The 23331-nt window shown below is 74.9% G+C and carries 21 protein-coding genes and 1 pseudogene; 12 read left to right on the top strand and 10 right to left on the bottom strand.

Going from position 1 to position 23331, the window contains the following annotated elements; genetic code table 11:
- Window positions 1–289: 289 nt before the first annotated feature.
- Window positions 290–1939 (top strand): lytic murein transglycosylase, encoded by a 1650-nt coding sequence (locus D7M15_RS04770; RefSeq protein ID WP_346428785.1) that lies wholly within the window; start codon window positions 290–292, stop codon window positions 1937–1939.
- Between the two features lie 94 nt (window positions 1940–2033).
- Here D7M15_RS04770 and D7M15_RS04765 read toward each other — a convergent pair whose 3' ends face one another.
- Window positions 2034–2858, bottom strand: a complete 825-nt coding sequence (locus D7M15_RS04765; protein ID WP_121516337.1) for a class I SAM-dependent methyltransferase — start codon at window positions 2856–2858, stop codon at window positions 2034–2036.
- A gap of 321 nt (window positions 2859–3179) precedes the next feature.
- Between D7M15_RS04765 and rpsA the strand changes: the two genes are divergently transcribed.
- A complete protein-coding gene (gene rpsA, locus D7M15_RS04755; RefSeq protein ID WP_121516335.1) occupies window positions 3180–4700 on the top strand; it encodes a 30S ribosomal protein S1 in 1521 nt (506 codons plus the stop codon).
- A gap of 149 nt (window positions 4701–4849) precedes the next feature.
- On the opposite strand, the gene D7M15_RS04750 is transcribed toward rpsA, so the two are convergent.
- Entirely contained in the window at window positions 4850–5851 is a 1002-nt protein-coding gene (locus tag D7M15_RS04750) for a right-handed parallel beta-helix repeat-containing protein (protein ID WP_121516334.1), read from the bottom strand.
- A 204-nt stretch (window positions 5852–6055) separates the two neighbouring features.
- Between D7M15_RS04750 and D7M15_RS04745 the strand changes: the two genes are divergently transcribed.
- The 5 genes from D7M15_RS04745 to D7M15_RS29350 all read left to right on the top strand — a co-directional run bounded on the left by D7M15_RS04745 (window position 6056) and on the right by D7M15_RS29350 (window position 9760).
- A complete protein-coding gene (locus tag D7M15_RS04745) occupies window positions 6056–7039 on the top strand; it encodes a PAC2 family protein (protein WP_121516333.1) in 984 nt (327 codons plus the stop codon).
- Window positions 7040–7201: 162 nt separating this feature from the next.
- Window positions 7202–7792 carry a hypothetical protein gene (locus D7M15_RS04740; RefSeq protein WP_121516332.1) on the top strand — a complete coding sequence of 197 codons (591 nt, stop codon included), beginning with the start codon at window positions 7202–7204 and terminating at the stop codon, window positions 7790–7792.
- A gap of 10 nt (window positions 7793–7802) precedes the next feature.
- Window positions 7803–8402 carry a dephospho-CoA kinase gene (gene coaE, locus D7M15_RS04735; RefSeq protein WP_121520218.1) on the top strand — a complete coding sequence of 200 codons (600 nt, stop codon included), beginning with the start codon at window positions 7803–7805 and terminating at the stop codon, window positions 8400–8402.
- Window positions 8403–8530: 128 nt separating this feature from the next.
- On the top strand, window positions 8531–8899 hold the full coding sequence (locus D7M15_RS04730) for a tetratricopeptide repeat protein (RefSeq protein WP_121516331.1): 369 nt from the start codon (window positions 8531–8533) through the stop codon (window positions 8897–8899).
- A 120-nt stretch (window positions 8900–9019) separates the two neighbouring features.
- Entirely contained in the window at window positions 9020–9760 is a 741-nt protein-coding gene (locus D7M15_RS29350) for a S1 family peptidase (RefSeq protein WP_276314424.1), read from the top strand.
- A 28-nt stretch (window positions 9761–9788) separates the two neighbouring features.
- Here D7M15_RS29350 and D7M15_RS04720 read toward each other — a convergent pair whose 3' ends face one another.
- From D7M15_RS04720 to D7M15_RS04710, 3 genes are all read right to left on the bottom strand, one after another.
- On the bottom strand, window positions 9789–10703 hold the full coding sequence (locus D7M15_RS04720) for a DUF4232 domain-containing protein (protein WP_121516330.1): 915 nt from the start codon (window positions 10701–10703) through the stop codon (window positions 9789–9791).
- Window positions 10690–11175, bottom strand: a complete 486-nt coding sequence (locus tag D7M15_RS04715; protein WP_121516329.1) for a sigma-70 family RNA polymerase sigma factor — start codon at window positions 11173–11175, stop codon at window positions 10690–10692. The genes D7M15_RS04720 and D7M15_RS04715 overlap by 14 nt, the downstream gene beginning before the upstream one ends.
- Before the next feature lie 101 nt (window positions 11176–11276).
- Window positions 11277–12530, bottom strand: a complete 1254-nt coding sequence (locus D7M15_RS04710; protein WP_240649130.1) for a hypothetical protein — start codon at window positions 12528–12530, stop codon at window positions 11277–11279.
- 418 nt (window positions 12531–12948) lie between these two features.
- On the opposite strand from D7M15_RS04710, the gene D7M15_RS04705 reads away from it, so the two are divergent.
- Together D7M15_RS04705 and D7M15_RS04700 are read left to right on the top strand one after the other, a co-directional pair.
- Window positions 12949–13929 (top strand): hydroxyacid dehydrogenase, encoded by a 981-nt coding sequence (locus D7M15_RS04705; RefSeq protein ID WP_240649576.1) that lies wholly within the window; start codon window positions 12949–12951, stop codon window positions 13927–13929.
- Window positions 13926–15938, top strand: coding sequence for a DUF2264 domain-containing protein (locus D7M15_RS04700; protein WP_240649129.1), 2013 nt, complete (start codon window positions 13926–13928; stop codon window positions 15936–15938). Before D7M15_RS04705 ends, D7M15_RS04700 begins: the two co-directional genes overlap by 4 nt.
- Window positions 15939–15992: 54 nt before the next feature.
- Here D7M15_RS04700 and D7M15_RS04695 read toward each other — a convergent pair whose 3' ends face one another.
- A complete protein-coding gene (locus D7M15_RS04695; RefSeq protein WP_121516327.1) occupies window positions 15993–16538 on the bottom strand; it encodes a cupin domain-containing protein in 546 nt (181 codons plus the stop codon).
- A gap of 175 nt (window positions 16539–16713) precedes the next feature.
- Window positions 16714–16884 (bottom strand): annotated as a pseudogene (locus D7M15_RS04690) (MFS transporter); the annotation flags it as partial.
- A 174-nt stretch (window positions 16885–17058) separates the two neighbouring features.
- Between D7M15_RS04690 and D7M15_RS04685 the strand changes: the two are divergent.
- On the top strand, window positions 17059–17625 hold the full coding sequence (locus D7M15_RS04685; protein WP_121516326.1) for a helix-turn-helix domain-containing protein: 567 nt from the start codon (window positions 17059–17061) through the stop codon (window positions 17623–17625).
- A 44-nt stretch (window positions 17626–17669) separates the two neighbouring features.
- Here D7M15_RS04685 and D7M15_RS04680 read toward each other — a convergent pair whose 3' ends face one another.
- A complete protein-coding gene (locus D7M15_RS04680; protein ID WP_121516325.1) occupies window positions 17670–19037 on the bottom strand; it encodes a hypothetical protein in 1368 nt (455 codons plus the stop codon).
- A 180-nt stretch (window positions 19038–19217) separates the two neighbouring features.
- Here D7M15_RS04680 and D7M15_RS04675 point away from each other — a divergent pair, with 180 nt between their 5' ends.
- Together D7M15_RS04675 and D7M15_RS04670 are read left to right on the top strand one after the other, a co-directional pair.
- The gene (locus D7M15_RS04675) at window positions 19218–19829 is read left to right on the top strand and encodes a TetR/AcrR family transcriptional regulator C-terminal domain-containing protein (protein WP_121516324.1); all 612 of its coding nucleotides are present in this window, start codon (window positions 19218–19220) and stop codon (window positions 19827–19829) included.
- Window positions 19826–20692 (top strand): siderophore-interacting protein, encoded by an 867-nt coding sequence (locus D7M15_RS04670; protein ID WP_121516323.1) that lies wholly within the window; start codon window positions 19826–19828, stop codon window positions 20690–20692. The genes D7M15_RS04675 and D7M15_RS04670 overlap by 4 nt, the downstream gene beginning before the upstream one ends.
- An 86-nt stretch (window positions 20693–20778) precedes the next feature.
- Here D7M15_RS04670 and D7M15_RS04665 read toward each other — a convergent pair whose 3' ends face one another.
- Window positions 20779–21303, bottom strand: a complete 525-nt coding sequence (locus D7M15_RS04665) for a hypothetical protein (RefSeq protein WP_121516322.1) — start codon at window positions 21301–21303, stop codon at window positions 20779–20781.
- Between the two features lie 244 nt (window positions 21304–21547).
- The gene (locus D7M15_RS04660; protein WP_121520210.1) at window positions 21548–23260 is read right to left on the bottom strand and encodes an alpha/beta hydrolase; all 1713 of its coding nucleotides are present in this window, start codon (window positions 23258–23260) and stop codon (window positions 21548–21550) included.
- Window positions 23261–23331: the final 71 nt, after the last annotated feature.

The following is a 23331-nucleotide window of genomic DNA, read 5'->3' as shown; positions in this document are numbered from 1 at the left end:
GAACGGTCACGGTGGGCCCGGCGTGGTCCGGTGACGGTGCGCGCCGGGCGCCGTACTCCCCGGTGAACAAGGGGAGTACGGCCTGTCCGGCCTCGTCACGAGTCGGTCCCAGCCCCCCGGTGGGCGCCTACGGGCGCTGACTTCAGGCCCGTGGTTGTCGTAGGGTCACCGGAGATGGGGAGTCGGCAGATCCGCAGGGGAGAGGGCGGTCTGATCAATGGCGCGATATCGCGGCAGACACGCGGCGGCGAAGTTCACCGAGTTCCAGGGTGCAAGACTCCGCAAGGGCGTGAGCACCGCCGCAGTGGCGGCAGCGGCGATGGCCGCGCTGACGGCGTCGCAGGCCCCGGGCCTCGACGTCGTGCGGTCCGGCGCCGACGAGGACGACCGGAGCACCGGGGCGCCCGACACCGGTGGCCCCGGCGACGACTCGTACCACACCGAGCTGCCGCCGCTGGAGTCCCCGGCACCCGACGGCGACCCGGCGCACGCCGGGGGTGACGCGTCGGGGGTCCCGGCGACGGTCCTCGCGGCGTACAAGAAGGCGGAGAAGTCCCTGGAGGGCTCCGACGCCAGCTGCGGCCTCCCCTGGGAACTCCTCGCCGCCATCGGCAAGGTGGAGTCCGGGCAGGCGCGCGGCGGCGCCGTCGACAAGGCGGGCACGACGCTGAAGCCCATCCTGGGCCCGGTGTTGAACGGTGCGGGCTTCGCCCGTATCACCGACACCGACAGCGGTGTCTACGACGGCGACGCGACGTACGACCGCGCGGTCGGCCCGATGCAGTTCATCCCGTCGACCTGGGCGCGCTGGGGCGCGGACGGCAACGGCGACGGGCGCCGCGACCCCAACAACATCTTCGACGCGGCGCTCGCCGCGGGCGAGTACCTGTGCGCGGGCGAACGGGACCTGGCCGTGAAGGCCGACCTGGACCGCGCGGTCCTCAGCTACAACCAGTCGCAGGAGTACCTGCGTACGGTGCTGTCGTGGCTGGAGTACTACCGCAAGGGCGTGCACCAGGTGCCCGACGGCGAGGGCACGCTCCCCGACAGCGACGGCCCCGGCGTCGACACCCGCCCCGGTGGCAAGCCCTCCGGCAAGCCGGACAAGCCCTCGCAGAAGCCGGGCGGCGACAAGCCCGGCGGGGAGAAGCCCGGTGGCGACAAGCCGGGCGGTGAAAAGCCGGACAAGCCCGACGAGCCCGACGAGCCCGACCAGCCCGGCGGCGAGGACCCGGACGACGAGGACCCGGCGGTGGCCACCGGCCTGAAGCAGGTCGGCGACCGGCAGTTGACGGCCGTCGCGGGCACCGACTTCGCCAAGCGCTTCCAGTCCCGCGCCACCGGCGAGGACGGCAAGGCGGTCAAGGGCGTCGAGGTCGAGTACGCGATCGTCGGCAGCACCGAGGCCACGTTCCCCGGCGGCGAGAAGCGGGCCACCGTCACCAGCGACGCCGACGGCCTGGCCGTCGCCCCGAAGCTGAGCGCGGGCGGCAAGGCGGGCGCCTTCACGGTGCGCGCCTCGGTCGTGGGCCGCAGCGTGAGCACCGACTTCGGCGCCACGGTCAAGCCGAAGGAGGAGCCGAAGCCGCAGGCCGACCTGGTCGTCCGGACGAACGCCGACCCGCTCACGGCGGTGGCGGGCGGCGTGTTCGCCCACCCGGTCGAGGTGCGCGCCACCTACCAGGGCAAGGCGTCCGCGGGCATCCCGATGACCGCGACCATGGTCACGGCGGACGGCAAGCCCGCGACGAAGGGCCCGTTCTTCGGGAAGAAGGAGCAGCCCGTACGCGCTCTGACCGAGCTGAAGACGGACGCGAACGGCGTGCTGAAGCTGCCGGAGATCACCGCGGACGCCGAGGTCGGCGTGTTCAAGCTGCGCCTCGTCACCGGCGACGGCTCCGTCACGCTCGACATCGACCTGACCGTCACCCAGCCCTGACGGTCACCGGTCCCGACGTCGGAACGCGGCCCGGCCCCCGGTTCACCCCGGGGGCCGGGCCGCGTCCGGATCAGGCCGTGTCCCGTGCGGGAGTTCAGTCCCGCACGCACACGAAGATCGCCGTCCCCGGGATGAACGCGCCCCGCAGCGGCGACCAGCCGCCCCACTCCTGGCGGTTCCAGCTCGGCCACTCCGGCTCCACCAGATCGACGAGCCGGAAACCGGCGGCGACGACGTCCCGTACCCGGTCGCCCATGGTCCGGTGGTGCTCCACGTAGACGGCGTCCCCGGAGTCGTCCTGCTCCACGTACGGAGTGCGGTCGAAGTAGGAGGCCGCCAGCGTCAGCCCCTCCGGGCCGGGCTCGTCCGGGAACGCCCAACGCACCGGGTGCGTCACCGAGAACACCAGCCGCCCGCCGGGCCGCAGCACCCGGCGCACCTCGCGCAGTACCCGTACGGGCTCCGCGACGAACGGCAGCGCGCCGTACGCCGAGCAGGCCAGGTCGAACGAGCCCGCCGCGAACGGCAGCGCCGCCGCGTCCGCCTCCACCAGCGCGACCCCGCCCGCCGTACGGTCGGCGGACTCCCCGATGCGCCGCGCGTGCTGGAGCTGCCGGTGGGAGAGGTCCAGCGCGACGGGCCGCGCCCCGCGCTCCGCCAGCCAGCGCGCGCACTGCGCCGCGCCCGCGCCGATCTCCAGCACGTCCCGGCCGCGCAGCTCCGCCGCCGGGCCCAGCAGTCCCGCGTCCGCCTCGTCGAGGCCCTCGGGGCCCCACACGAAGCGGTGGTCGCCGAGGAAGGCGCCGTGCTCCTGCTGGTAGTCGTCCGCGTTCCGGTCCCACCAACTCCGGTTGGCCCGGCTGGTCTCGTTCTGGCCGGACTCACGGCGCGTGGCCTCCGGCTCGTCCTCTTGGCTCATCGCGCCCGTCGTCGTAATGTGCGGGGACGCTGGCGGGCCGCGGCCCGTGCCGCGTGGTGCCGTCCAGCGAATTCTGCCGGGATTGGGCGAATACGCCCCTGGTGTGCTCGTTCGTGCATTGACCGTGCCCGGCTGCCCCCGTATGCTACAAGTTGCGCTGCGAGCCTGCGCTCCTCAGACAGAGCAGGTCGCGCTCTCATCGTTGTACGTCCCCCGGGTCCCGTGCTGTACGAAGGTCCCGGTCGGCTGCATGTGATGCGATACGGGTTCTCGGCGTGGCAGTGCCTACGACTCAATGTCCGTACCGGAGCCCTTTTCCACATGACGAGCAGCACCGAGACCACCGTGACCATCCCGCAGGTTGCGGTAAACGACATCGGTTCCGAGGAAGCCTTCCTCGCCGCGATCGACGAGACGATCAAGTACTTCAACGACGGCGACATCGTCGACGGCGTCATCGTGAAGGTCGACCGGGACGAGGTCCTGCTCGACATCGGTTACAAGACCGAGGGCGTCATCCCCTCGCGCGAGCTTTCGATCAAGCACGACGTCGACCCGAACGAGGTCGTGGCCGTCGGTGACGAGATCGAGGCCCTTGTTCTCCAGAAGGAGGACAAGGAGGGGCGCCTGATCCTCTCGAAGAAGCGTGCCCAGTACGAGCGGGCCTGGGGCACCATCGAGAAGATCAAGGAAGAGGACGGCATCGTCACCGGTACCGTCATCGAGGTCGTCAAGGGTGGTCTCATCCTCGACATCGGCCTCCGTGGCTTCCTGCCGGCGTCGCTCGTCGAGATGCGCCGCGTCCGCGACCTCCAGCCCTACGTGGGCAAGGAGCTCGAAGCCAAGATCATCGAGCTGGACAAGAACCGCAACAACGTGGTCCTTTCCCGCCGTGCCTGGCTGGAGCAGACGCAGAGCGAGGTCCGCCAGACCTTCCTCACCACCCTCCAGAAGGGCCAGGTGCGCTCCGGCGTCGTCTCCTCCATCGTCAACTTCGGCGCGTTCGTGGACCTCGGCGGTGTCGACGGTCTCGTGCACGTCTCGGAGCTGTCCTGGAAGCACATCGACCACCCCTCCGAGGTCGTCGAGGTCGGCCAGGAGGTCACGGTCGAGGTCCTGGACGTCGACATGGACCGCGAGCGTGTCTCCCTGTCGCTCAAGGCGACGCAGGAAGACCCGTGGCAGCAGTTCGCCCGTACGCACCAGATCGGCCAGGTCGTCCCCGGCAAGGTCACCAAGCTGGTGCCGTTCGGCGCGTTCGTCCGAGTGGACGAGGGCATCGAGGGTCTGGTCCACATCTCCGAGCTGGCCGAGCGCCACGTGGAGATCCCGGAGCAGGTCGTCCAGGTCAACGACGAGATCTTCGTCAAGGTCATCGACATCGACCTGGAGCGCCGCCGCATCAGCCTCTCGCTGAAGCAGGCGAACGAGGCGTTCGGCGCCGACCCGTCCGTCGTCGAGTTCGACCCGACGCTGTACGGCATGGCCGCGTCCTACGACGACCAGGGCAACTACATCTACCCCGAGGGCTTCGACCCCGAGGCCAACGACTGGCTGGAGGGGTACGAGAAGCAGCGCGAGGAGTGGGAGCAGCAGTACGCCGAGGCGCAGGTCCGCTTCGAGCAGCACCAGGCGCAGGTCGTCAAGTCCCGCGAGGCCGACGAGCAGGCGGCGGCCGAGGGTGCCGTCTCCGGCTCCTCCACCCCGCAGGGCGGCGGCCAGTCCGGCGGCGGCCAGGGCGGCGGCTCGTACTCCTCGGAGTCGTCCGACGACTCCGGTGCGCTGGCCTCGGACGAAGCGCTGGCGGCGCTCCGCGAGAAGCTGGCCGGAGGCCAGAGCTGAGCTGTCCGCAGCTGAGCCGCTGAGCCGGTCCGAAGCCCGTTCGCCGGGCTGAGGCGGAGAGCAGCGTCACGAGGGCCCCTTCCGTACGGTCGTACGGAAGGGGCCCTCGTCGTGCGTGCGGGGCGGTACGGGGTGGGGCGTCGGGCTGGTCAGTCCTCGACGGGTACGCCCGGGTTGGTGAGGCCGTCGCCGCCGGTGACGGTGTTGTCGCCGGTCACGGTGGCGGGGCAGTCCCGCGCGTCGTAGTTGGTGACGTCGATGGCGAAGCGGTCCGACCCGGCGGCGCCGGTCAGGTCCGACTCGTTCCCGCGGAAGACGGTGCCGCAGCCCCAGCCGCCCTGCACCTCGTGCACCTGGTAGCCGTCGTTGGTGGTGCGGGTGCCGGTGTTCTGCTCGACCAGCACGTCGTTGCCCTTGATGTCGACCCACGAGTCGTCGTAGTGGACCCCGGTAAGGCCGCTGCCGTCGAAGGTGTTGTCGGTGATCCGCGTCCCGGTGGTGCCCTCCTTGACGTCGACGTTCTCGCCGCGGATGTCCGGTCCGAGGGTGTTGCCCTCGATCACGATCCGGTCGCTGTGGTCGTCGGTGCCGCCCGCGCTCCCGACGTACACGCCTTCGCCCATGCCGCGGCCGTCGTTCCCGGTGTCGCGGATGGTGGAGTCGCGGAGTGAGCCGTCGGAGCTGGACGCGCGGAAGTGGACGCCCTCCATGTCCAGGCCGTGCACGGTGACGGAGTCGATGTGGACGCCGTTCGCGCCGTCCATGACGATGCCCTTCTGGCCGCCGGTCACCGTGAACCCGCTGAGGTTCCAGTGGGACGCGCCGTCCAGGTGCAGGCCGTAGCCGCCGCCCGCGGTGAGGACGGCGTCGGCGGAGCCGGTGAGGGTGACGGGCGCCGACTCGCTGCCGGAGGCCGTCGCGGCGAAGTTGCCCTCGTACGTGCCGTCGGCCAGCCGGATCGTGTCGCCCGGCCGCGCCGAGGCGAGCGCGTCCTTCAGCCCGGCCGCGTCGGACACCTCGACCACGTCGGCGGCGCCGACCGGACCGGCCTGCCCGGCGGGTGCGCCGAGGGCCAGGGCCCCGGTGGCGAGCACGGCACCGGCGCCGACGACGGCGGCCGAGGCGAGGGTGGTACGGCGGCGACTGCGCATGGGGGCTCCTCGAACAGGCTGTGGGGGAGAGGGAGTTCAACGACCTGAACCTCGGTCGTTGACATGAACACGCTTGGGTGCTCCGGAAGCTACGGCCGTCCCGCGTCCCCGTCAAGAAGCCCCGGACCCCCGTACGCGCACCGCTCCCGGGAATGCCGCCGCCTCCCGGCACGTTGGCGCCTACGGAGCGAAGGAGCTGACAACGTGCTGGAACCGAAGGGTTTGTACGAGTGGGAGCCCGCAGGGCTGCGTGCCGTCGACGAGATCATCAACGGCGCCGACAGCGCCGGACTGGTGCTGCTCTACCACTTCGAGGGATTCATCGACGCCGGTGACACCGGCGCCCAGATCGTCGACCACGTGCTGGACGTCCAGCCCCACGTCACCGTGGCCCGCTTCGACGTGGACCGCCTCGTCGACTACCGCGCCCGCCGCCCCGCCATGACCTTCCGGCGGCACCGCTGGGTCGCGTACGAGACGCCGCGGCTGGAGCTGCGCCTCGTACGGGACGCGACCGGCGCCCCGTTCCTGCTGCTGTCCGGGCCCGAACCGGACGTGGAGTGGGAGCGGTTCACCGAGGCGTTCCGGGAGATCGTCGAACGCACCGGGGTGCGGCTGTCCGTCACGTTCCACGGCATCCCCATGGGCGTCCCGCACACCCGCCCCGTCGGGCTCACGCCGCACGGCACCCGGCTCGACCTGGTGCCGGGCCACCGTTCGCCCTTCGACGAGGCGCAGGTGCCGGGCAGCGCGGCGGCCCTGGCCGAGCTGCGGCTGAGCGACCACGGGCACGACACGGTGGGCGTCGCGGCGCACGTGCCGCACTACGTCGCGCGGTCGACGTACCCGGACGCGGCGCTCGTCGTACTGGAGTCGATCACCTCCGCGACCGGGCTGGTCCTGCCGGACATCGCGCTCCGGCTGCGCGGCGAGGCGCTCAAGACGCAGAACGAGATCGAGCGGCAGCTCGCGCAGGGCGACGAGGATCTCGTCACCGTCGTACGGGGGTTGGAGCAGCAGTACGACGCGGTGTCCGGTGCGGAGACGCGCGGGAACCTCGTCGCGGAGCCCGCGGAGCTGCCCTCGGCGGACGAGCTGGGGGACGTCTTCGAGCGCTTCCTCGCGGACCTGGACGGCGACGGCGGCACCGGTGGCGGGGCGACCGGCGGCGGCGCGCAGGGCGGCTGACCCGGGCTTGGCGGCGGGACCCCAGCGGGGACACGGTGCGGGGCGGGCGGTGAAAAGCGGGTGCGCGACGGCCCGTCCCCGGGGGATGGTCGGCGTGCGCGGGGGCGGCTCCGGGTTGTGCTTCCTTCTCACCTTCTCTGGAACACGCGGATCGCCGTGCCCATGACCGTCGACCTGGCGGCGCGGCGGGCGCCGTGGACCGACGCCACTCTGGGCGGCGAGGGCGGTGGGCACCACGTGTGGCGCTACCGGCGGCGGCTGGCCGCGCTCGGCCGCGACCTCGCCGACGCGTACCGCCCCGGCACCCGCGTCACGCTGTGGGACCTCGCGTGCTGGCACGCGGCGGCCCGTACGCGCGAGGGCGCGCCCGTACACGTACGGGTGCCGCAGCCGTTCGCCCCGCCCGAGCGGCGGGACGCGGGCGGCGGCGCGACGCACACCTACCGGCGGCGGCCCGACGAGTCCGTCGCCCGCTTCGCCGAGCGCCTGCGCGAGGGCTGGTCGCCGGACGCCGTCGAGCGCGGCGCGGAGCCGCCGCTCGCACCGGGGACGCGCGCGTTCTGCGCGCTCGTCGAGGCGGACCTTCCCGGCCCGACGGGGGCGTACCGCGCGGCGGATGACGGCGTGGACGGCGTCGCGGACGGGGTGACGGGCACGGCGTACCGGCTGTTCCCCGGCCCGTACGACGCGGCGGCGGCGGACCGGGTCACGGCGGGCGACCTCGTCGCGGAGCTGGCGCCGCGCACCGTATAGCGTGGCACGCATGGTGAAGGTGGGACTGACGGGCGGCATCGGCGCGGGCAAGAGCGAGGTGTCGCGGCTGTTCGCCTCGTACGGCGCGGTGATCGTGGACGCGGACCTGATCGCGCGCGAGGTCGTGGCGCCGGGTACGGACGGACTGCGGGCGGTCGTCGCGGAGTTCGGGACGGACGTGCTCGCCGCCGACGGGAGCCTCGACCGGCCGAAGCTCGGCGCGATCGTCTTCGCCGACACGGGGCGGCTGGCCGCGCTGAACGCGATCGTGCACCCCCTGGTCGCCGCCCGTTCCGCGGAGGTGGCGGACGCGGCCGGGCCGGACGCGGTCGTCGTCCACGACGTGCCGCTGCTCACCGAGAACGGGCTCGCGCCGCTCTACGACAGGGTCGTCGTCGTGGACGCGTCCCCCGCGACGCAGCTGGACCGGCTCGTACGGCTGCGCGGCATGACGGAGGAGGAGGCCCGCGCGCGGATGGCGGCGCAGGCCGGCCGCGAGGAACGGCGGGCGATCGCGGACGTGGTGATCGACAACGACGGGCCGCTGGCGGAGCTGGAGCCGCGGGTGCGGGAGGTCTGGGACGCGCTGGGGTCCGCCGCGGCGGGCTGAGCGGCGGCTCCGGCCCGGTAGCCGGTGCCGTTGCCCGCGCCGTGGCCGGGAACTCCCGTGGCCGGAGCGGAATACGCGGGACGGTGCGCGCGTTACCGCCCCGTACCGACCAGGTCAGGAGGATCTCAGTGTCCGAGTCCACGGCCTCTACCCACGTCATCGACTTCCGCGCGGCGGAGCAACTGCTCGCGGCCCGCGACCCGCGCGGCGCCGTCAAGCTGCTGGAACCGGTCGTCGCCGCGCACCCGGAGAACACGGCGGCCCGGCTGCTCCGTGCCCGCGCGTACTTCCTCAGCGCCCAACTGCGGTCGGCCGAGAGCGAGTTCCAGACGGTCCTGGAGCGCGAGCCGGACAACGCGTTCGCGCACTTCGCCCTCGGCCGTACGCTCCAACGCGCCGACCGGGGCGACGAGGCCCGCCGCCACTTCCGGCTGGCGGCGGCGCTCGACCCGCGCCCCGACTTCGTCGAGGCCGCGGCCTTCCCGGACCTCGCTTAGGTCGTCTCCGGCCGCGCCTCCCGCCCCTTCCGGCGCGTACGGGGCTACCGCTCCGGTGCCCGGCCCCCGCACAATGCGGGGGCCGGACCGAGGCACAGCCCGCACGCACCGGGAGGAACTGTGAGACGCGGACCCCGCCCCGCCACCCGTACGGCCCGACCCGCCCGCGCACCCCGCGCCCGTACCCGCACCCTCATCCGTACGCTCGCCGCCTGCGCCGCCGCCCTGCTCGCCGCGCTGGTCCTGCCCGCCGCCCCCGCGGCGGCGGTGGGAACGGCCGACGTGACCGCCGTACGCGGCGGCGACGTCCTCTACGGCAGCGGCGGCACCGTCTGCGCCGTCGGCTTCAACGCCCGTGACGCGTCCGCCTCCTACGGCCTGCTGCCCGGCCACTGCGCGGCGGCGGCCCAGACGTGGTTCGCGGACCCGGCGCTGACCGTGCAGGTCGGCGTGACGGCGGGCGCGCAGTTCCCGGGCAGCGACTACGGCGTCATCCGCTACACCAACCCCGACCTCTCCTACCCGGGGGAGATCCGCGCCGGCGGCCAGATCATCGACATCACGGGGGCCGCCGCGCCCACCGTCGGCCGCGCCGTCTGCCGCGCCGGCACCACCACGGGCGTACGGTGCGGCACCGTCACCGCCGTCAACGTCACCATCAACCACCCCGAGGGCGCGGTGACCGGGCTGTTCGCGACGACGGTCTGCGCCGAGCCGGGGGAGCGGGGCGGTTCCGCGTACTCCGGTACGACCGCGCTCGGTCTGGAGGCGGGCGGCAGCGGCAACTGCGCGTCCGGCGGCGCCTCGTACTACCAGCCGGTGACGGAGGTCCTCGCCGCGTACGGGCTGACGCTGTACTGACCCCGTACGACGCCCGGCGCGACGCCTGTCACGCGCCGGGCTCGACGGCGGTCACGTGCGTGGACGTGACCTCGTCGGAGCGGCACGTCCGCAGCCCCTCCACCGGCAGCCGGTCGGAGCCCTCGGAGCCCGGCCACGCGACGCGCAGGGCGGCGGCGGGCGCGGGGTCGCACGTCTCGCGGTCGTAGTTGTCGGGGTTGGCGGCCTTCAGCACGAAGCGCGCGGTGGCGCCCGCCTCCAGGGTCACGGCGCGTACGTCCGAGGCGACGTGGTCGGCGCCGTTCCCGACGGTGCGGCCCGAGGCGGTGACGGGGACGACGTCCGGGTAGCCGGTGATCGTGCAGGGCGTCGTACGGGTGCTGGTCAGGCGCACCGTCACGTAGCGCGAACCGGCCGCCTGCTCCGAACCGGCCACCTCCAGACCGACGTCCGCGCTCGCGCACTCCGTACGCCCCGGGTCGTCGCCCTCGGCGCCGCCGGACGCCGACCCCGTCCGCGAGGGGGACGGCGCACCGCGGTCGGGGGGCGCGGTCCGCGTCGGCTTCGTCGGGGCCGCCGGGGAGGACGGCGAAGGGTCGGGGCTGCGGTCCGGGGTGCCGCCGACCGTCGACCCCGACGTGTCCGAGGGCGTGGGGAGCGTGTCGGCGGTGGCGGCCGGACCGCGGCCGTCCTCCGTCGGCGGCGTCCACTGCTGCGCGAACACCACGCCGAGGGCGACGCAGGAGGTCGTCAGCACCGCCCCGCACACCGCCACGCGCCGACGGCGGCGCCTCGCCGCGGCACGGCGGATCTCCCCGAACGCGCCCGGCGGGGCGGGCAGCGGGGCGGCGTGCACGGTGAACGCGTCGCGGATCTCGGACGGGGTGTCCGGTCCCGGCTCGGACGGGGGGTCGCCGGGGCCGCCGCCGTGCGCGCCGCGCGGCGGCTCGTCAGGTGATTTCACGGAGGTCCCTCAGCTCCCATCGCAGTAGTTCGCGGGCGCGATGAAGGTCGGATTTGATGGTGCCCGTGCTGTGCCCGAGCGCCGTCGCGATCTGGGCGACCGGGAGGTCCGCGTAGTAGTACAGCAGCACGGGGATGCGCAGCTTCTTCGGCAGGGCCTGGACGATCTCCCGGATCTCCTGCGCGTGCTCCATGCGGGGCGGCCCGGCGTCCCGTTCCGCGTTCCGTACGAGCCGGGTCGCCCGGCGGTCGCGTTCCTGCCGCCGCCAGTGGTCCTTGACGAGGTTGGCGGCGACGGCGAAGAGGTACGCCCGGGTGTCGTCCACGCGTGACCAGCGCGACCACAGCCGGGTGAACGCCTCGCTGGCGATCTCGTGGGCGAGCGCGTCGGAGTCGACGAGCCCGCGGCACCAACCGGCGAGCGGGGGGTACAGCTCCTCGAACAGCTGCGCCGCTTCACTTTCGTTCGTCAACTCTGCGTGCCTACGGGACGGGGACGGGGACGGCGGGTACGTGGGGCCGGGTCGGGGCGACGTGCGGGTCGACCCGGTGGCGGTCGGTGGCGGTGACCCGGTCAGGGGGTCTTCGCCCACCCCCGCGCGGGCGCCTCACCGACACCGAGGCCCTGGAGGCTCCGCAGGACGGCCGGGCTCTGCGCGTCCAGCCAGTCGCACAGCTCCCGGAAGGACACGAAGCGGACCTCATCGTACTCAGCCATGTCAAGCAGGGCTTCCTCGACGGCGTCCATGTAGATGCCGCCGTTCCAGCTCTCGAAGTGGTTGCCGAGGAACAGCGGCGCCCGGTTGCTCCCGTACGCCCGCCGGAACCCGGCGCGGTAGGCGCCGCGGGCCTGTTCGCGCCAGGTGGGGCGGGCCGCCGGGTCGCCGTCGCCGGAGCCGTCGGACTGGTTGGCCATGAAGTTGTAGTCCATGGTCAGCGCCTCGAAGTCGTGCCCCGGGAACGGCACGGCCTGCAACGGCAGGTCCCACAGGCCCTGCTTCCTCCGCGGCCAGACCTGGGTGCCGCCCGGACTGCTGGCGTCGTAGCGCCAGCCCAGCTCCTTCGCGGTGGGCAGCAGGTTGTCCTGGCCGAGCAGGCACGGCGTACGGCCGCCGACCAACTCCTCGCCGTAGTCGAACGGCAGCGGGTCCAGGTCCTTGAAGCCGGTGTTCGTCCGCCACTCGGTGACGAACGAGACGGCCTGGTCGATCTCGCTGCGCCACATCTCCGGCGTCCACTTGGCGACCGAGCCCGAGCCGGAGCAGAAGTGGCCGTTGAAGTGGGTGCCGATCTCGTGGCCCTGCTTCCAGGCCGCGGCTATCTGCTCCAGGGTGGTGCGGATGTGGTCGTCGCTGAGGTAGCCGATGTCGGAGGCGCCCGCCGGGTTCATCGGCGGCCGGTAGCGGGACTTGCGCGACTCGGGCAGCAGGTAGAGGCCGGACAGGAAGAACGTCATGTGCGCGTCGAGCTTCTTCGCCAGCTTGAGGAAGCGCGGGAACAGGCCGTCGTCCAGCGCGGCCGCCCCGTCCCAGGAGACGACGACGAACTGCGGCGGGCGTTCCCCCGGCTCCAGCCTGGTGACCTCCGGCCGTCCGGGCTGCGGGCCGGTGTCGGCGGTGGAGCCGTCGCCGATGAGGCGCGGGGAGGCGGGGCTCGGGGTGCCCGCGTCGCGGATCGTCCCGCTGGAGCCGCTGCCGCTCCCGCCGTACCAGTGCCGTACGTCCCAGGCCCCCAGCCCGGCGACCCCGGCGAGTCCCACGCCCAGCAGCCCGCGCCGGGCCAGTCGCGGTTTCCTGCGGTGCTCCGCCTTGTCGTGCACGAACCTCACGCGTCCCTTCCCGATGCCTCCGGCTTGTGCCTCCGGTGTGTGCCCGTGGGATGTGCCGGTCGGCTATGACCACGGGTCTCGACGGGGTAGAGCCCCGGGCGGGGCGCGGGGTTGTCACGACTGGGTAACGGCGGCCGGGTGTGACGGGCTGTACGTGCGTGGGCGACGGGCGGTACGCACGGCCGCGGCAGGTACGCCTGCCGGGTACGCCCGCGGTACGTACGGTGGCCGAGCGGGAAGGCTGGACAGGGCGCGGCGGGGCGCCCACCCCCTCGTACGGCGACACCCGCCCCCGCCGCCCCGCCCCGGCCCCCAGGAGCACGCGATGCCCACCGCACCCGCCCCCGGCACGCCCTACCAGTCCGGACCCGCGCCGGGCGGCGGCGCCCGTACGCGCCGACCCCACGCCGTCCTCGCCATGGCGCCCGGGACGGCGGCGGCCGTCCTGCGCCCCCCGGCGCTGGCCGCGCTCGGCGCGCACTGCGACCTCGTACCGCCGCCCCCGCTCGACGACTTCGGCACCGACCGTGCCCGCGCCGCGCTCGCCACCGCCGAACTCCTCGTCACCGGCTGGGGCTGCCCGCCGGTGGACGCCGCCGCGCTGGCGGCCGCGCCCCGGCTGCGGGCGATCGTGCACACGGCGGGCAGCGTGCGGGGCCATGTCACCGAGGCGTGCTGGCGGCGCGGCATCGAGGTGTCCTCGGCGGCGTCGGCGAACGCGCTGCCCGTCGCCGAGTACACCGTGGCGATGATCCTCCTCACCGGCAAGCGGGTGCTGGAGCGCGCGGAACGGTTCCGTACGGAGCGCCGCGCCGACGACTGGCTGCGCGCCGGGCCGGACGTCGGCAACTACCGCCGCACCGTGGGCATCCTGTCCGCGTCCCTGATCGGGCGGCGGGTGGTCGAACTGCTCCGCCCGTACGACCTGGAGGTGCTGCTCCACGACCCGTACGTGTCGGCGGAGGAGGCCGCGTCTCTCGGGGTGCGCGCCGTCGCCCTCCCCGAACTCTTCGCGCGCAGCGACACGGTGAGCGTCCACACCCCGCTGCTGCCCGCGACCCGCGGCCTCGTCAGCCGCGAACTCCTCACCTCCATGCGGCCGGACGCCGTCCTCGTCAACACCGCGCGCGGCGCCGTCGTCGACCAGGAGGCGTTGACCGACGTCGTGCGGCAGGGCCGCGTACGGGCCGTCCTCGACGTCACCGACCCCGACGTGCTGCCCCCGGACCACCCGCTGTGGGACTGCCGGAACGTCCTGCTCACCCCGCACCTCGCGGGCTCGCAGGGCAACGAGTGGCAGCGGCTCGCCGAGCTGGCCGTCGCGGAGGCCGCCCGCTGGGCCGCCGGGGAGGGCTTCGCGCATCCCGTACGGCGCGACCGGCTGGAGTCCCTGGCGTGACGGGCGCCGGTGGCGCGCGACAGGGCCCCTACCTGCCCGAACGGCCGCCTGAGGACCGGGAGTCGAGCCCGTACACCGGCTGGACCCGCGCCCACTGGGAGGCCGCCGCCGACGGCCTGCTGCGCGCCGCGTGGCGCTGGGCCACCCCGTGCGGCGCGCTGCTCGACCTGCCGGGCGCGCCGTCGGTGTCGGGCGTGCGCTCGGACGGGCTGGAGGGGTACGCGCGCACGTTCCTGACCGCCGCGTTCCGGGTGGCGGGCACGGGCGGCGCCGACCCGTACGGCTGGCTCGGCCGGTACGCGGAGGGGCTCGCGGCGGGCACCCGCACGCCCGGCCGCGCGGACGCCGAGTCGTGGCCGCCGGTCCTCGACCACCCGGGGCGGGGGCAGCCGATGGTCGAGTCGGCGTCGGTGGCGCTCGGTCTGCGGCTGACCCGGCCGTGGCTGTGGGACCGGCTGGACGACGGCGTACGGGACCGGGCCGAGGCGTGGTTGCGGGGCGCGCTGCGGCACACGCCCGCACCGAACAACTGGTACCTCTTCCCGTACACCGTCGCCACGTTCCTGGAGTCCGTCGGGCGCGGCGACGGCGAGACGGAGCGGGCGCGGGAACGGGCGCTGCGGCTGCTGGAGGGCTGGTACCGGGGGGACGGCTGGTACGCCGACGGGGACGGCCGGGCCTTCGACCACTACAACGGCTGGGCCCTGCACCTCTACCCGATGCTGCACGCCCATCTCGCCCGGGACGAACGGGAGTCGGCGCACCACGGCCCGCGGCTGCGCGCCCACCTGGACGGCTTCGCGCCCACCTTCGGCGCGGACGGCGCGCCGATGCACTTCGGCCGGTCGCTCACCTACCGCTTCGCCGCGGGCGCCGCCGTCGCCATGGGCGCCGTCACCGGGTGGACGCCGCTCAGCCCCGGCACGTCACGGCGGCTGCTGAGCGGCACGTTCCGGCACTTCCTCGACCGGGGCGCGACCGGCGACGACGGGCTGCTCGCCCCGGGCTGGTACGGGCCGCACGCCGCCACCCTCCAGCCGTACTCCGGGCCCGCCTCCCCGTACTGGGCGGGCAAGGCCCTCGTCGCGCTGCTCGCCCCCGCCGAACACCCGCTGTGGACCGCCACCGAGGAGCCCGCGCCCAGCGACGGGCCCGACCACGTCCGCGCCCTGCCCGTACCCGGCCTGCTGCTCCAGTCGACCCGCGCGGACGGCGTCGTACGGCTGCACAACCACGGCAGCGACCACGTACGCCCCGACGAGGGCGAGTCGGCGGCGGCCGACGACCCGCACTACGGGCGGCTGGCGTACTCGACGCGCACCGGGCCGACCGCTCCGGGCAACGCGCCGGACAACCACCTCGCCGTCGAGGTCGACGGGGTGCCCAGCACCCGCCGCCGTGTCCATCCGCTGGGCGCGGGCGACGCCGGGCCGGGCGGCGGCTGGGGCTGGGCCGCGTCGTGGCACCTGCCGGTGTTCGCGTCGGGGCCGCCGACGGTGCCGGGGCTGCGGGTGGAGAGCGTGACGTTCGCGCGCGGGCCGTACGAGCTGCGGGTGCACCGCGTGACCGGCGCGCCGCCGGGGGCGCGGGTCACCCAGACGGGCTGGGCGACGGGCGGGGAGCCGGGCGAGGGCGCCGACGGTGCCGGGGGTGCGGAGGCGCGGTCCGGGGTGGAGGCGCGGTCCGGGCTGCGCGGGCTGTACGGCTGGACGGGGCGGGACACCGTACGGGCGCCGCGGGGCACGGCGTTCACGCGCTGGGCGCTGGTCCCGCGCCTGACGGCGGACGTGCCCGGTGGGGTGCCCGGCGCGGCGGGCGGCGCGGCGCTGTACGCGGCGCTGGCGGTGCTCGCCGGGGGGCCGGGCGCCGCCGCCGAACGGGGCGCGCACGCCGGGCCGTCGGCGGCGACGGTGCTGTCGGCCGGTCCCGACGCGGTCGTGGTGCGCTGGGCGGACGACGGCTCGACGACGCGCGTCTCGTTCGCCCCGTTCGGCGTCGCGCACGGCTGAGCACCGGTCAGGGGTGGGGGGGGCACGGCCGCTGGCGCTCAGGGTCGCTGGCGCTCAGGGCTGGTCGCAGCCCGGGTCGGGCGCGTCGACCGAGTCGGGGGTGCCGGCGGGCTTCACGTAGGTCGCGTACAGCACCACCGGCTCCGTACCGAGGTTGCGCCCGATGTGCGGATGGTCCTCGCCCACCGGCTCCAGCACCGTGTCGCCGGGGCCGGAGACCTCGACGGTGCAGTCGTCGAGCGTACGGGTCAGGGTGCCGGACTGCACGACCGCCAGCAGCCGCCCCGGGTGGTGGTGCCAGCCGGTGGAGCCGCCGGGCGCGATGGTGATCTCCCGGTGGGCGACCTCCGTACGCCCCTCCGCGCTGATCTCCACGCCCCGCTCGGCGGTGCCCTCCGCGAGGGTCCGCGCGGTGACGCCGCTGCCCGGCGTCGCCACGGCGGCGGAGGGCGCGGCGGCCACGCCCGCCGCGCAGACGGCGGCGACGACCGCCTGGCGTACGCGTCTCCAGCGCCGGACGGCGCGCGGAGCGGCGTTCGGGGTGGCGTTCCGCGCGGGGGAGGGGGAGCGGGGGACCTGGGGGTGTCGGGGAGGAAGCATGGGGTCACGGTAGCGACGCGGACCGGTCCGGCGCAGGTGGTCCGGCCGCCAAGTCCCGTACGAGGCACACGTGTTGGGGCCCGCGCGGTCAGTGGACGGTGTCCCCGGCGCGGCGACCCGGCCCGGCACCGCGCCCCGTCGTCGCGAGCCCGGGAGGACCGCCCGGACATCGCCTGGGACCGGCGGGGGTGGGGGCCCACACGCAGAACAGGGCCAGCGCCGCCAGACTGCCCGAGCCCGTGAGGGACTTGAGCCGGACGCCGACTGCCAGGGTCATCGCGGAGCTGCCGAAGCCGGAGACGACGACGCCGGTCAGGTACGGGCCCGCGTTCCGGTCGCGCGGCACCCGCGCGGCGCCCCAGCCCGTGCGCGCCGCCGCACCGGCGGTCGCCCGCCCCCGTCCCGTACGCGCCGTCGCGGTTCCCCGCCCGCCGTCCGTGAGGAGCGTGCCGCGGCCGCACCCCCAAGTCAACGCTGGGGAGTCGCACGCCCCGCCACACCGTGGTGTCTACTGGCGGCCGTGACCACGAACGACCCCGTGCTGCGCGCGCTCTCCCACCCCACGCGGCTGCGGATGCTCTCGCTGATGTGGGCCGCTCCGCAGTCCGCCGCCGCCCTCGCGCGGGAGTTGGGCGTCTCGCACGCGCTCGCCAGCCACCATCTGCGGCTCCTCGGGGACGCCGGACTCACGGAGCGGGCCGGGACCCGTACGCGCCGGGGCGGCGTCGAACGCCGCTACCGCACGGTGCGCGGCACGTCCCTCTCCGACCAGGCCGCGCGCGACGGTGCCCCGCTGCTGGCCGAGTCGCTCGCGCACAACCTCCGGGAACGCGCCGCCCGGCAGGCCAGCGGCAGCCCCGGCGTCACCGCCGACGCCGAGCTGTGGCTGACGCCGGAGGACTGGGACGCGTTCCGCGGCCGGTTCGCCGCCCTGCTGGCCGACCTGCACGACGCGGCGCGGCCGCCGCACGACCCGGGGACCGTACGGGTGGGCGGCACGGTGCTGCTCGTGCCGCTCGTCGACGAGGGCACGGACGCGGACGGTACGGACGCCCCCGTGACCCCCGCACCCCCCGGCGCGGGCTGACCGTCCCAACCGGCCCTCCCCGTACGGGAGTTGCCCCACGCCGCTCAGGCGCTGCCCACCACGCGCGGCGCCGCGCGCACCAGCGCGCGCAACTCCTCGCGCCCCTGCTCGACGACCTCCAGCAGCGGTTCCGCGTGCGTACGCGGCGGCAGCGGCAACCGCGCGACCAGGTCGTCACCGGTGAACTCCGGCCGCTCCAGCCAGGGTTCGAGCGCGCGCCACGTCCCGGCGTCCCGGTGGTCCGGGGGCAGCAGCCAGGGCGCCGACCCGTACGGGGTGGTGTCCGCGCCGTTCGCGTGCACCAGACCCGCGCGGCGTACCAGACACCCCTGGCACAGCCCGCAGTTGACGACCTCGGGCCCCGGTCGGCGGGCGGGAGCCGCCGCGCAGCTCACCGTCCGTTCCAGCGCGTCGCGGTCGAGTCCGGCGGCGAGCGCGGCCCGGCAGACCTGGCCGCAGGTGTCGTACAGCAGCGGGTTCTTGACCCGTACGGTCCCGGCGACGGCCGTCACCACCCCGTTCAGCAGGTGCAGCGGCCAGGGGTGCACGATGCTGGGCGGCTGCCCGAAGGCCGGTGTGCCGAGGGCGAGTTGGCCGTTCTCGGGCGCGTGCAGCACCGGTACGTCCTCGGCGGCGGCGGCCCGTACGGCGAGCGCCGCGTACAGCAGACCGCGTGAACTGGCCGTACGTTCCAGGGTGTTGCCGTGCGCCCGTGGCGTCTGGCCGGGGACGGTGAGGAGGCGGACGAGGCGTCCGCCGAGCGCGCGCACCGCGTCGTACGCGGGCTGCCGTGCCCACTTCCCCGGCTTCCGCTCCGCGAAGGCGACGAGCAGCAGCGGCCCGCGCCGGGTGTCGGCGGCACGCTGCGCGGCCCAGCCCAGGGAGTCCAACCCGCCGGAGAACACCGCCACTTCACGGGCGCGGCGGGTGTCGTCGCCGGGGAGCAGCGCCTGCGTGGGCCGCTGCGGCAACTGCCGGAACTCCAGCGTCCACACGTCCCCCGTCAGCGCGCCCAGCAGTGGCGACAGCAGCGGCTCGGCGGCCGCCTCCCAGCGGTCGGGGTCCGTGACGGGCACCGAGACGGTGAAGTGCCGCGCCGCACCGCCCTGTTCGCCCTCCGCCGCGCCGGACCCGCCCGCCTCCACGGCCGCCCCGCCCGGCTCCGCGCCGGTCCCGTCGGGCGGACCGGCCACCGGACGCCGTACGAGCCGGTCCGCGAGGAAGGCGGCCCGCGCCGTGCGCAACAGGTCGTCCGCCCAGCCGGGTACGGGTCCGGTGAGGCTCTGCGGCCCGGTGACGCGGTCCTCGCGCTCCCGGAAGTCCGACTCGTCGACCGCGCGCCAACCCGCGCCCTTGGGGCGTTCCTTGGGGACGGCCCGCCACCAGAAGCGTGCCGTGTCGGGGGAGATCATCCTGTGGTCTCCGGGTCCTCTCTGACCGTGTACGGGGTGGGCGTGCGGTCCGATTGGCCTCCGCCCCGGGCGAGGCCGCCGACTCCACGATGGCACAGTCCACCGTACCCACTGTGACGGCCATCACTTGAACACCGTTCAGGCTTGAACGTTGTTCAAGTTCAGTGCCAGACTCCCGGCATGCAGCTGAAACGTGCGGACGTCGTCACCGGCGGCCTGGCCCTGCTCGACGCCGAGGGCCTCGACGGCCTGACCATGCGCAAGCTCGGCGCCCACCTCGGCGTCCGGGCGGGCGGGATCTACTGGCACTTCAGGAACAAGGAGGCGCTCCTCGGCGCCATGGCCGACCGGATCGTCGGCGAGGTCACCGCGACCCCGCTCCCGCCCGGCGCCTGGGACGCCCGGCTGGCCGAGATGGCGCACCGTATCCGCCGCGCGCTCCTCGCCCACCGCGACGGCGCCCGCGTGGTCGCGGGCACGTACGTGACGGAGCCGAACACCGAACGCGGCGGCCAGCAGGCCGTCCGCGTCCTCACCGACGCGGGCTTCCCCCTCGACCGCGCGGGCTGGGTCGTCTTCGCCGCCATGTACTACGTGCTCGGGCACACCATCGAGGAACAGGCCCAACGCGCCGAGGGCGACTGGGCGGACCGGGGCGCCGACCTCCCCGACACCGAGCTGAACCGCGCCATGGAGGCCGTCGTACGGGCCGACCCGGAGGAGCGCTTCACGTACGGGCTGGAGCTGTTCCTCGACGGCGTACGCCTGCGGCTCGCGGAGGTGCGGCCGTGATACCCAGGGTCAAACGGGCCCGGCAGCGGCGCGTCATCCCGCTGGAGGTGCGCGCCAACGTGCGCGTGAGCCCGTCGTTCCGCCGCCTCACCTTCGGCGGCCCCGCCCTCGCCGGGTTCACCAGCCCCGGCCTGGACCACGCCGTACGCCTCTTCTTCCCGCGCGCGGGGCAGGAGGGGCTGTGGCTGCCCAGCCTCCACAACGACGCGTGGATGGCCGAGACGCTTTTCCAGCCCGTCTCCCGGCGGCCGTGGGTCCGCAGCTACACGGTGCGCGAACACCGGCCGGAGCAGCGGGAGTTGGACATCGAGTTCGCCCTCCACGGCGACCAGGGGCCCGCCTCCGCCTGGGCCGCCCGCGCCCGACCCGGCGACCCGGCGGGCATGTTCGAGGAGGGCTACAGCTACCTGCCGCCCGACCGCGCCGGGACCCGGCTGCTGGTCGCCGACGAGAGCGCGCTGCCCGCGGCGCTGTCCGTCCTGGCGGGCGCACCGCCCGACCTCACCGGCCACGCGTACCTGGAGGTCCCCACGGCCGCCGACATCCGCGCGGACCTCGCCCGCCCGGACGGCGTCCGCGTCACCTGGCTGCCCCGCGACAGCCGGGACGGTCCCCACGGCGAGGGCCACGGCGACGGCCACGGTGCGGGTGACGGCGAGAGCGGCGGCGCGGTCCCCGGCGCCCTCGCCCTGGAGACCGTCCGGCACGCCACCGGCCTGGGCACGCCCGCGTACACCTGGGTCGCGGGCGAGTCGAAGCTCGTCACCGGCGTACGCCGCCACCTGGCCGGCCAACGGGCCGTCCCCAAGCGGGACATCGCCTTCGTCGGCTACTGGCGCCACGGCCGCGCCAGCCCCGGCTGACCCCGCGCCCGGGACCGTACGACGCGCGGAGGCGCCCCGGCCACCTGGCGGGTGGCGGGGCGCCTCCTGGTGTCACCTGGGCCGGGTCAGCAGCGCTTGTCGCTCTGGCCGGTCAGCGGGCTGGCGGTGCCGACCGGACGGACGGTGCCGACCGCGGCGGTGCACTCGCTGGCGGTGGCCGCGCCCTCCGACCAGTACTCCTGGCCGTTGTCCACGGGCCACGTCACGGTGCCCAGCTGCTTGTCCTGGGAGTAGCTGTAGACGGAGGCGGTGACGTCGTAGTCGTCCTGCTTGTCGACGAAGCTGTCCCAGAGCCAGACGTAGGAGTAGTTCTCCTTGCACTCCGCCGAGTAGAACTGCTTGACCGACGCGATCGTCTCGCCGCCCCGCTTGACGTAGCCGGTGGTGCCGATCTGACGCGCGTCGTCGCAGACCTCGGCGGCCTTCGCCTTCGCGCTCAGCGGGTTGCCCTCCGGGGAGGGCGCGGTGGAACCGGCGGCCGTGCGCTCGGACGGCGGGGCGACCGGGCCGCTGCCCGCGAAGGCGCTGCTCGCGGGCAGGACGACGAAGGCCGCTGCGACGGCCGCGGTGGCGATCATGCGTGAACGCATGGGTGTTTCCCCCTTGTTCGGTGGTGCGGTGGTCCCGGATCGGGCACGGGTGCAGGTCGTCCCTCCGTACGCGTCCGGAGGGGGCACCGGCCGAAGGATCCGGTTTCCCAAGAAGACACGCGGCGCCCGGGAACGGTTGTAGGCCCGGACGGGATTCCGTCGTACGGGTGGGCCGGGTGCGCCGAACGCGTACGCCCGGGGCTCCCGTTCCACCGCGCCCTACCGCGCCCCACCTGTCACGGCGTCACGCGCGGAAACCGAGCAGCCGGTGCAGCTCCGCGCCGCGCGTACGGCCGTCCCCACGGCCCGGCGCGTCCGAACCGGCGCCCGAACCCCCGGCGCGCGCACCGGACTTCGCGCCCGCCTCCGCCTCCGCGCCGGAGTCGCCCGCCGGGGAGTCGGCCTCCGCCTCCGGCTCCGGCAGCGCCTCGCACACCGCGTCCGCCCCGCCGACGCGTCCGGTGGCCCCGCCGCGTCGCGGCACCTCGCCCGTGGCCAGGTAGGCGGCGAGACGGCGGTCGAGGCAGCCGTTGCCGCTGAGCGTGATGCCGTGGTTGCCGCCGCCCTCCTCGACGACCAGGCGCGAACGGTCCAGCGCGCGGCGGAGGTTGACCGCGCCCTGGTACGGGGTGGCCGCGTCGTCCGTCGCCTGGAACAGCAGCACCGGGGGCAGCTTCCGGTTGGAGATGTCCGGCGGCGTCAGCGACGTGCCGGGCCAGAACGCGCACGGTGCGTTGTACCAGGCGTTGTTCCACGTCATGAACGGCGCCTTGGCGTGCGTCGCCGTCATGTCCTCGTGCCAGGTGCGCCAGTCGCGCGGCCAGGACGCGTCGCGGCACTGCACCGCGGTGTAGACGGAGTAGCCGTTGTCGCCCGCCGCGTCGACCGCGCCGTGCGTGTCGTACGCCGCGCCGAGCGGCCGCTCGTCGCCGTCGTTCACGTACGCGGCGAACGCCTCGGCCAACTCCGGCCAGTAGCCGTTGTAGTAGCCGCCCGGCAGGTACGTGTCCTCCAGCTCGGACGGCCCGACCCGCCCCGCGGCCGGTTCCTCGCGCACGGCGTCCCGCATCCCGTACCACGCGGCCTCGACGTCCGCCGGGTCCGTGCCCAGGCCGTACTCGTCGTCGTGCGCCGCGACCCACGCCGCGAACGCCTTGTGCCGCGCGTCGAACGCGACGTCCTGCGCGAGGTTCGCCTCGTACCAGACGCCCTTCGGGTCGACGACGCTGTCGAGGACGGCGCGGCGCACCCGGTGCGGGTACAGCTTGGCGTAGACGGCGCCGAGGTAGGTGCCGTACGAGTAGCCGAAGTAGTTGATCCGCGGGCTGCCCAGCGCCCGCCGGATCACCTCCATGTCCCGCGCGGCGGCGACCGTGCCGAGGTGCGGCAGCACGTCGTGGTGCCGCTGCGCGCAGGACCGGGCGAAGTCCCCGGCGCGCTGCACGTTGGCCTGCTCCGCCTGCGCGTCGCGGGGTACGGAGTCGAGCCGTACGGGGTCGAAGTGCCCGGGGCGGCAGTCCAGTCGGGGTTCGCTCCTCCCCACGCCGCGCGGGTCGAAGCCGATCACGTCGTACTGCGCCGCCACCTCCGCCGGGAGCGACTCCGCGACGAACCCGGCCAGGCTCAGCCCGCTGCCGCCCGGCCCGCCGGGGTTGACCAGCAGCGGGCCCTGGTACGTACGGGCGGTGTGCGGGACGCGGGACAGCGCCAGCGTGATCTTGCGGCCGCCGGGCCGGGCGTGGTCCAGCGGCACCCGTACGGTCGCGCACTGGAGCCGCGGGTACGCGGAGGTGGCGCAGCCCGTCCACTTCGGGGCGGCGACGGCGGAGGCATCGGAGGCGGTGCGCGCGGCGGCCGGGGTGGCGGCGCCCGCCGGGGCCGGGGCGGCGGCGAGCGTCCCCGCCAGCACCACGGCGGCGGTCGAGGCGGCGGACAGGGCGAACGTGCGTCTCTGCATCTGGTCTCCCGCGACACGATGTGCGGCCGCGACCACCACGGCCTCCCGCATCGTGCCGGAAACCTCCCCGC

The sequence above is a fragment of the Streptomyces sp. Z26 genome, assembly GCF_003665095.1.
GTDB lineage: Bacteria > Actinomycetota > Actinomycetes > Streptomycetales > Streptomycetaceae > Streptomyces > Streptomyces phytohabitans.
This window is presented reverse-complemented; position numbering and strand designations above follow the sequence as displayed.

Coding starts and splice junctions, on each gene's coding strand:
- D7M15_RS04680 (WP_121516325.1), bottom strand. CDS start 19,037: ATGATCTCCCCCGACACGGCACGCTTCTGGTGGCGGGCCGTCCCCAAG.
- D7M15_RS04665 (WP_121516322.1), bottom strand. CDS start 21,303: ATGCGTTCACGCATGATCGCCACCGCGGCCGTCGCAGCGGCCTTCGTC.
- D7M15_RS04705 (WP_240649576.1), top strand. CDS start 12,949: ATGGCGCCCGGGACGGCGGCGGCCGTCCTGCGCCCCCCGGCGCTGGCC.
- D7M15_RS04740 (WP_121516332.1), top strand. CDS start 7,202: ATGACCGTCGACCTGGCGGCGCGGCGGGCGCCGTGGACCGACGCCACT.
- D7M15_RS04750 (WP_121516334.1), bottom strand. CDS start 5,851: ATGCGCAGTCGCCGCCGTACCACCCTCGCCTCGGCCGCCGTCGTCGGC.
- D7M15_RS04765 (WP_121516337.1), bottom strand. CDS start 2,858: ATGAGCCAAGAGGACGAGCCGGAGGCCACGCGCCGTGAGTCCGGCCAG.
- rpsA (WP_121516335.1), top strand. CDS start 3,180: ATGACGAGCAGCACCGAGACCACCGTGACCATCCCGCAGGTTGCGGTA.
- coaE (WP_121520218.1), top strand. CDS start 7,803: ATGGTGAAGGTGGGACTGACGGGCGGCATCGGCGCGGGCAAGAGCGAG.
- D7M15_RS04675 (WP_121516324.1), top strand. CDS start 19,218: ATGCAGCTGAAACGTGCGGACGTCGTCACCGGCGGCCTGGCCCTGCTC.
- D7M15_RS04695 (WP_121516327.1), bottom strand. CDS start 16,538: ATGCTTCCTCCCCGACACCCCCAGGTCCCCCGCTCCCCCTCCCCCGCG.
- D7M15_RS04660 (WP_121520210.1), bottom strand. CDS start 23,260: ATGCAGAGACGCACGTTCGCCCTGTCCGCCGCCTCGACCGCCGCCGTG.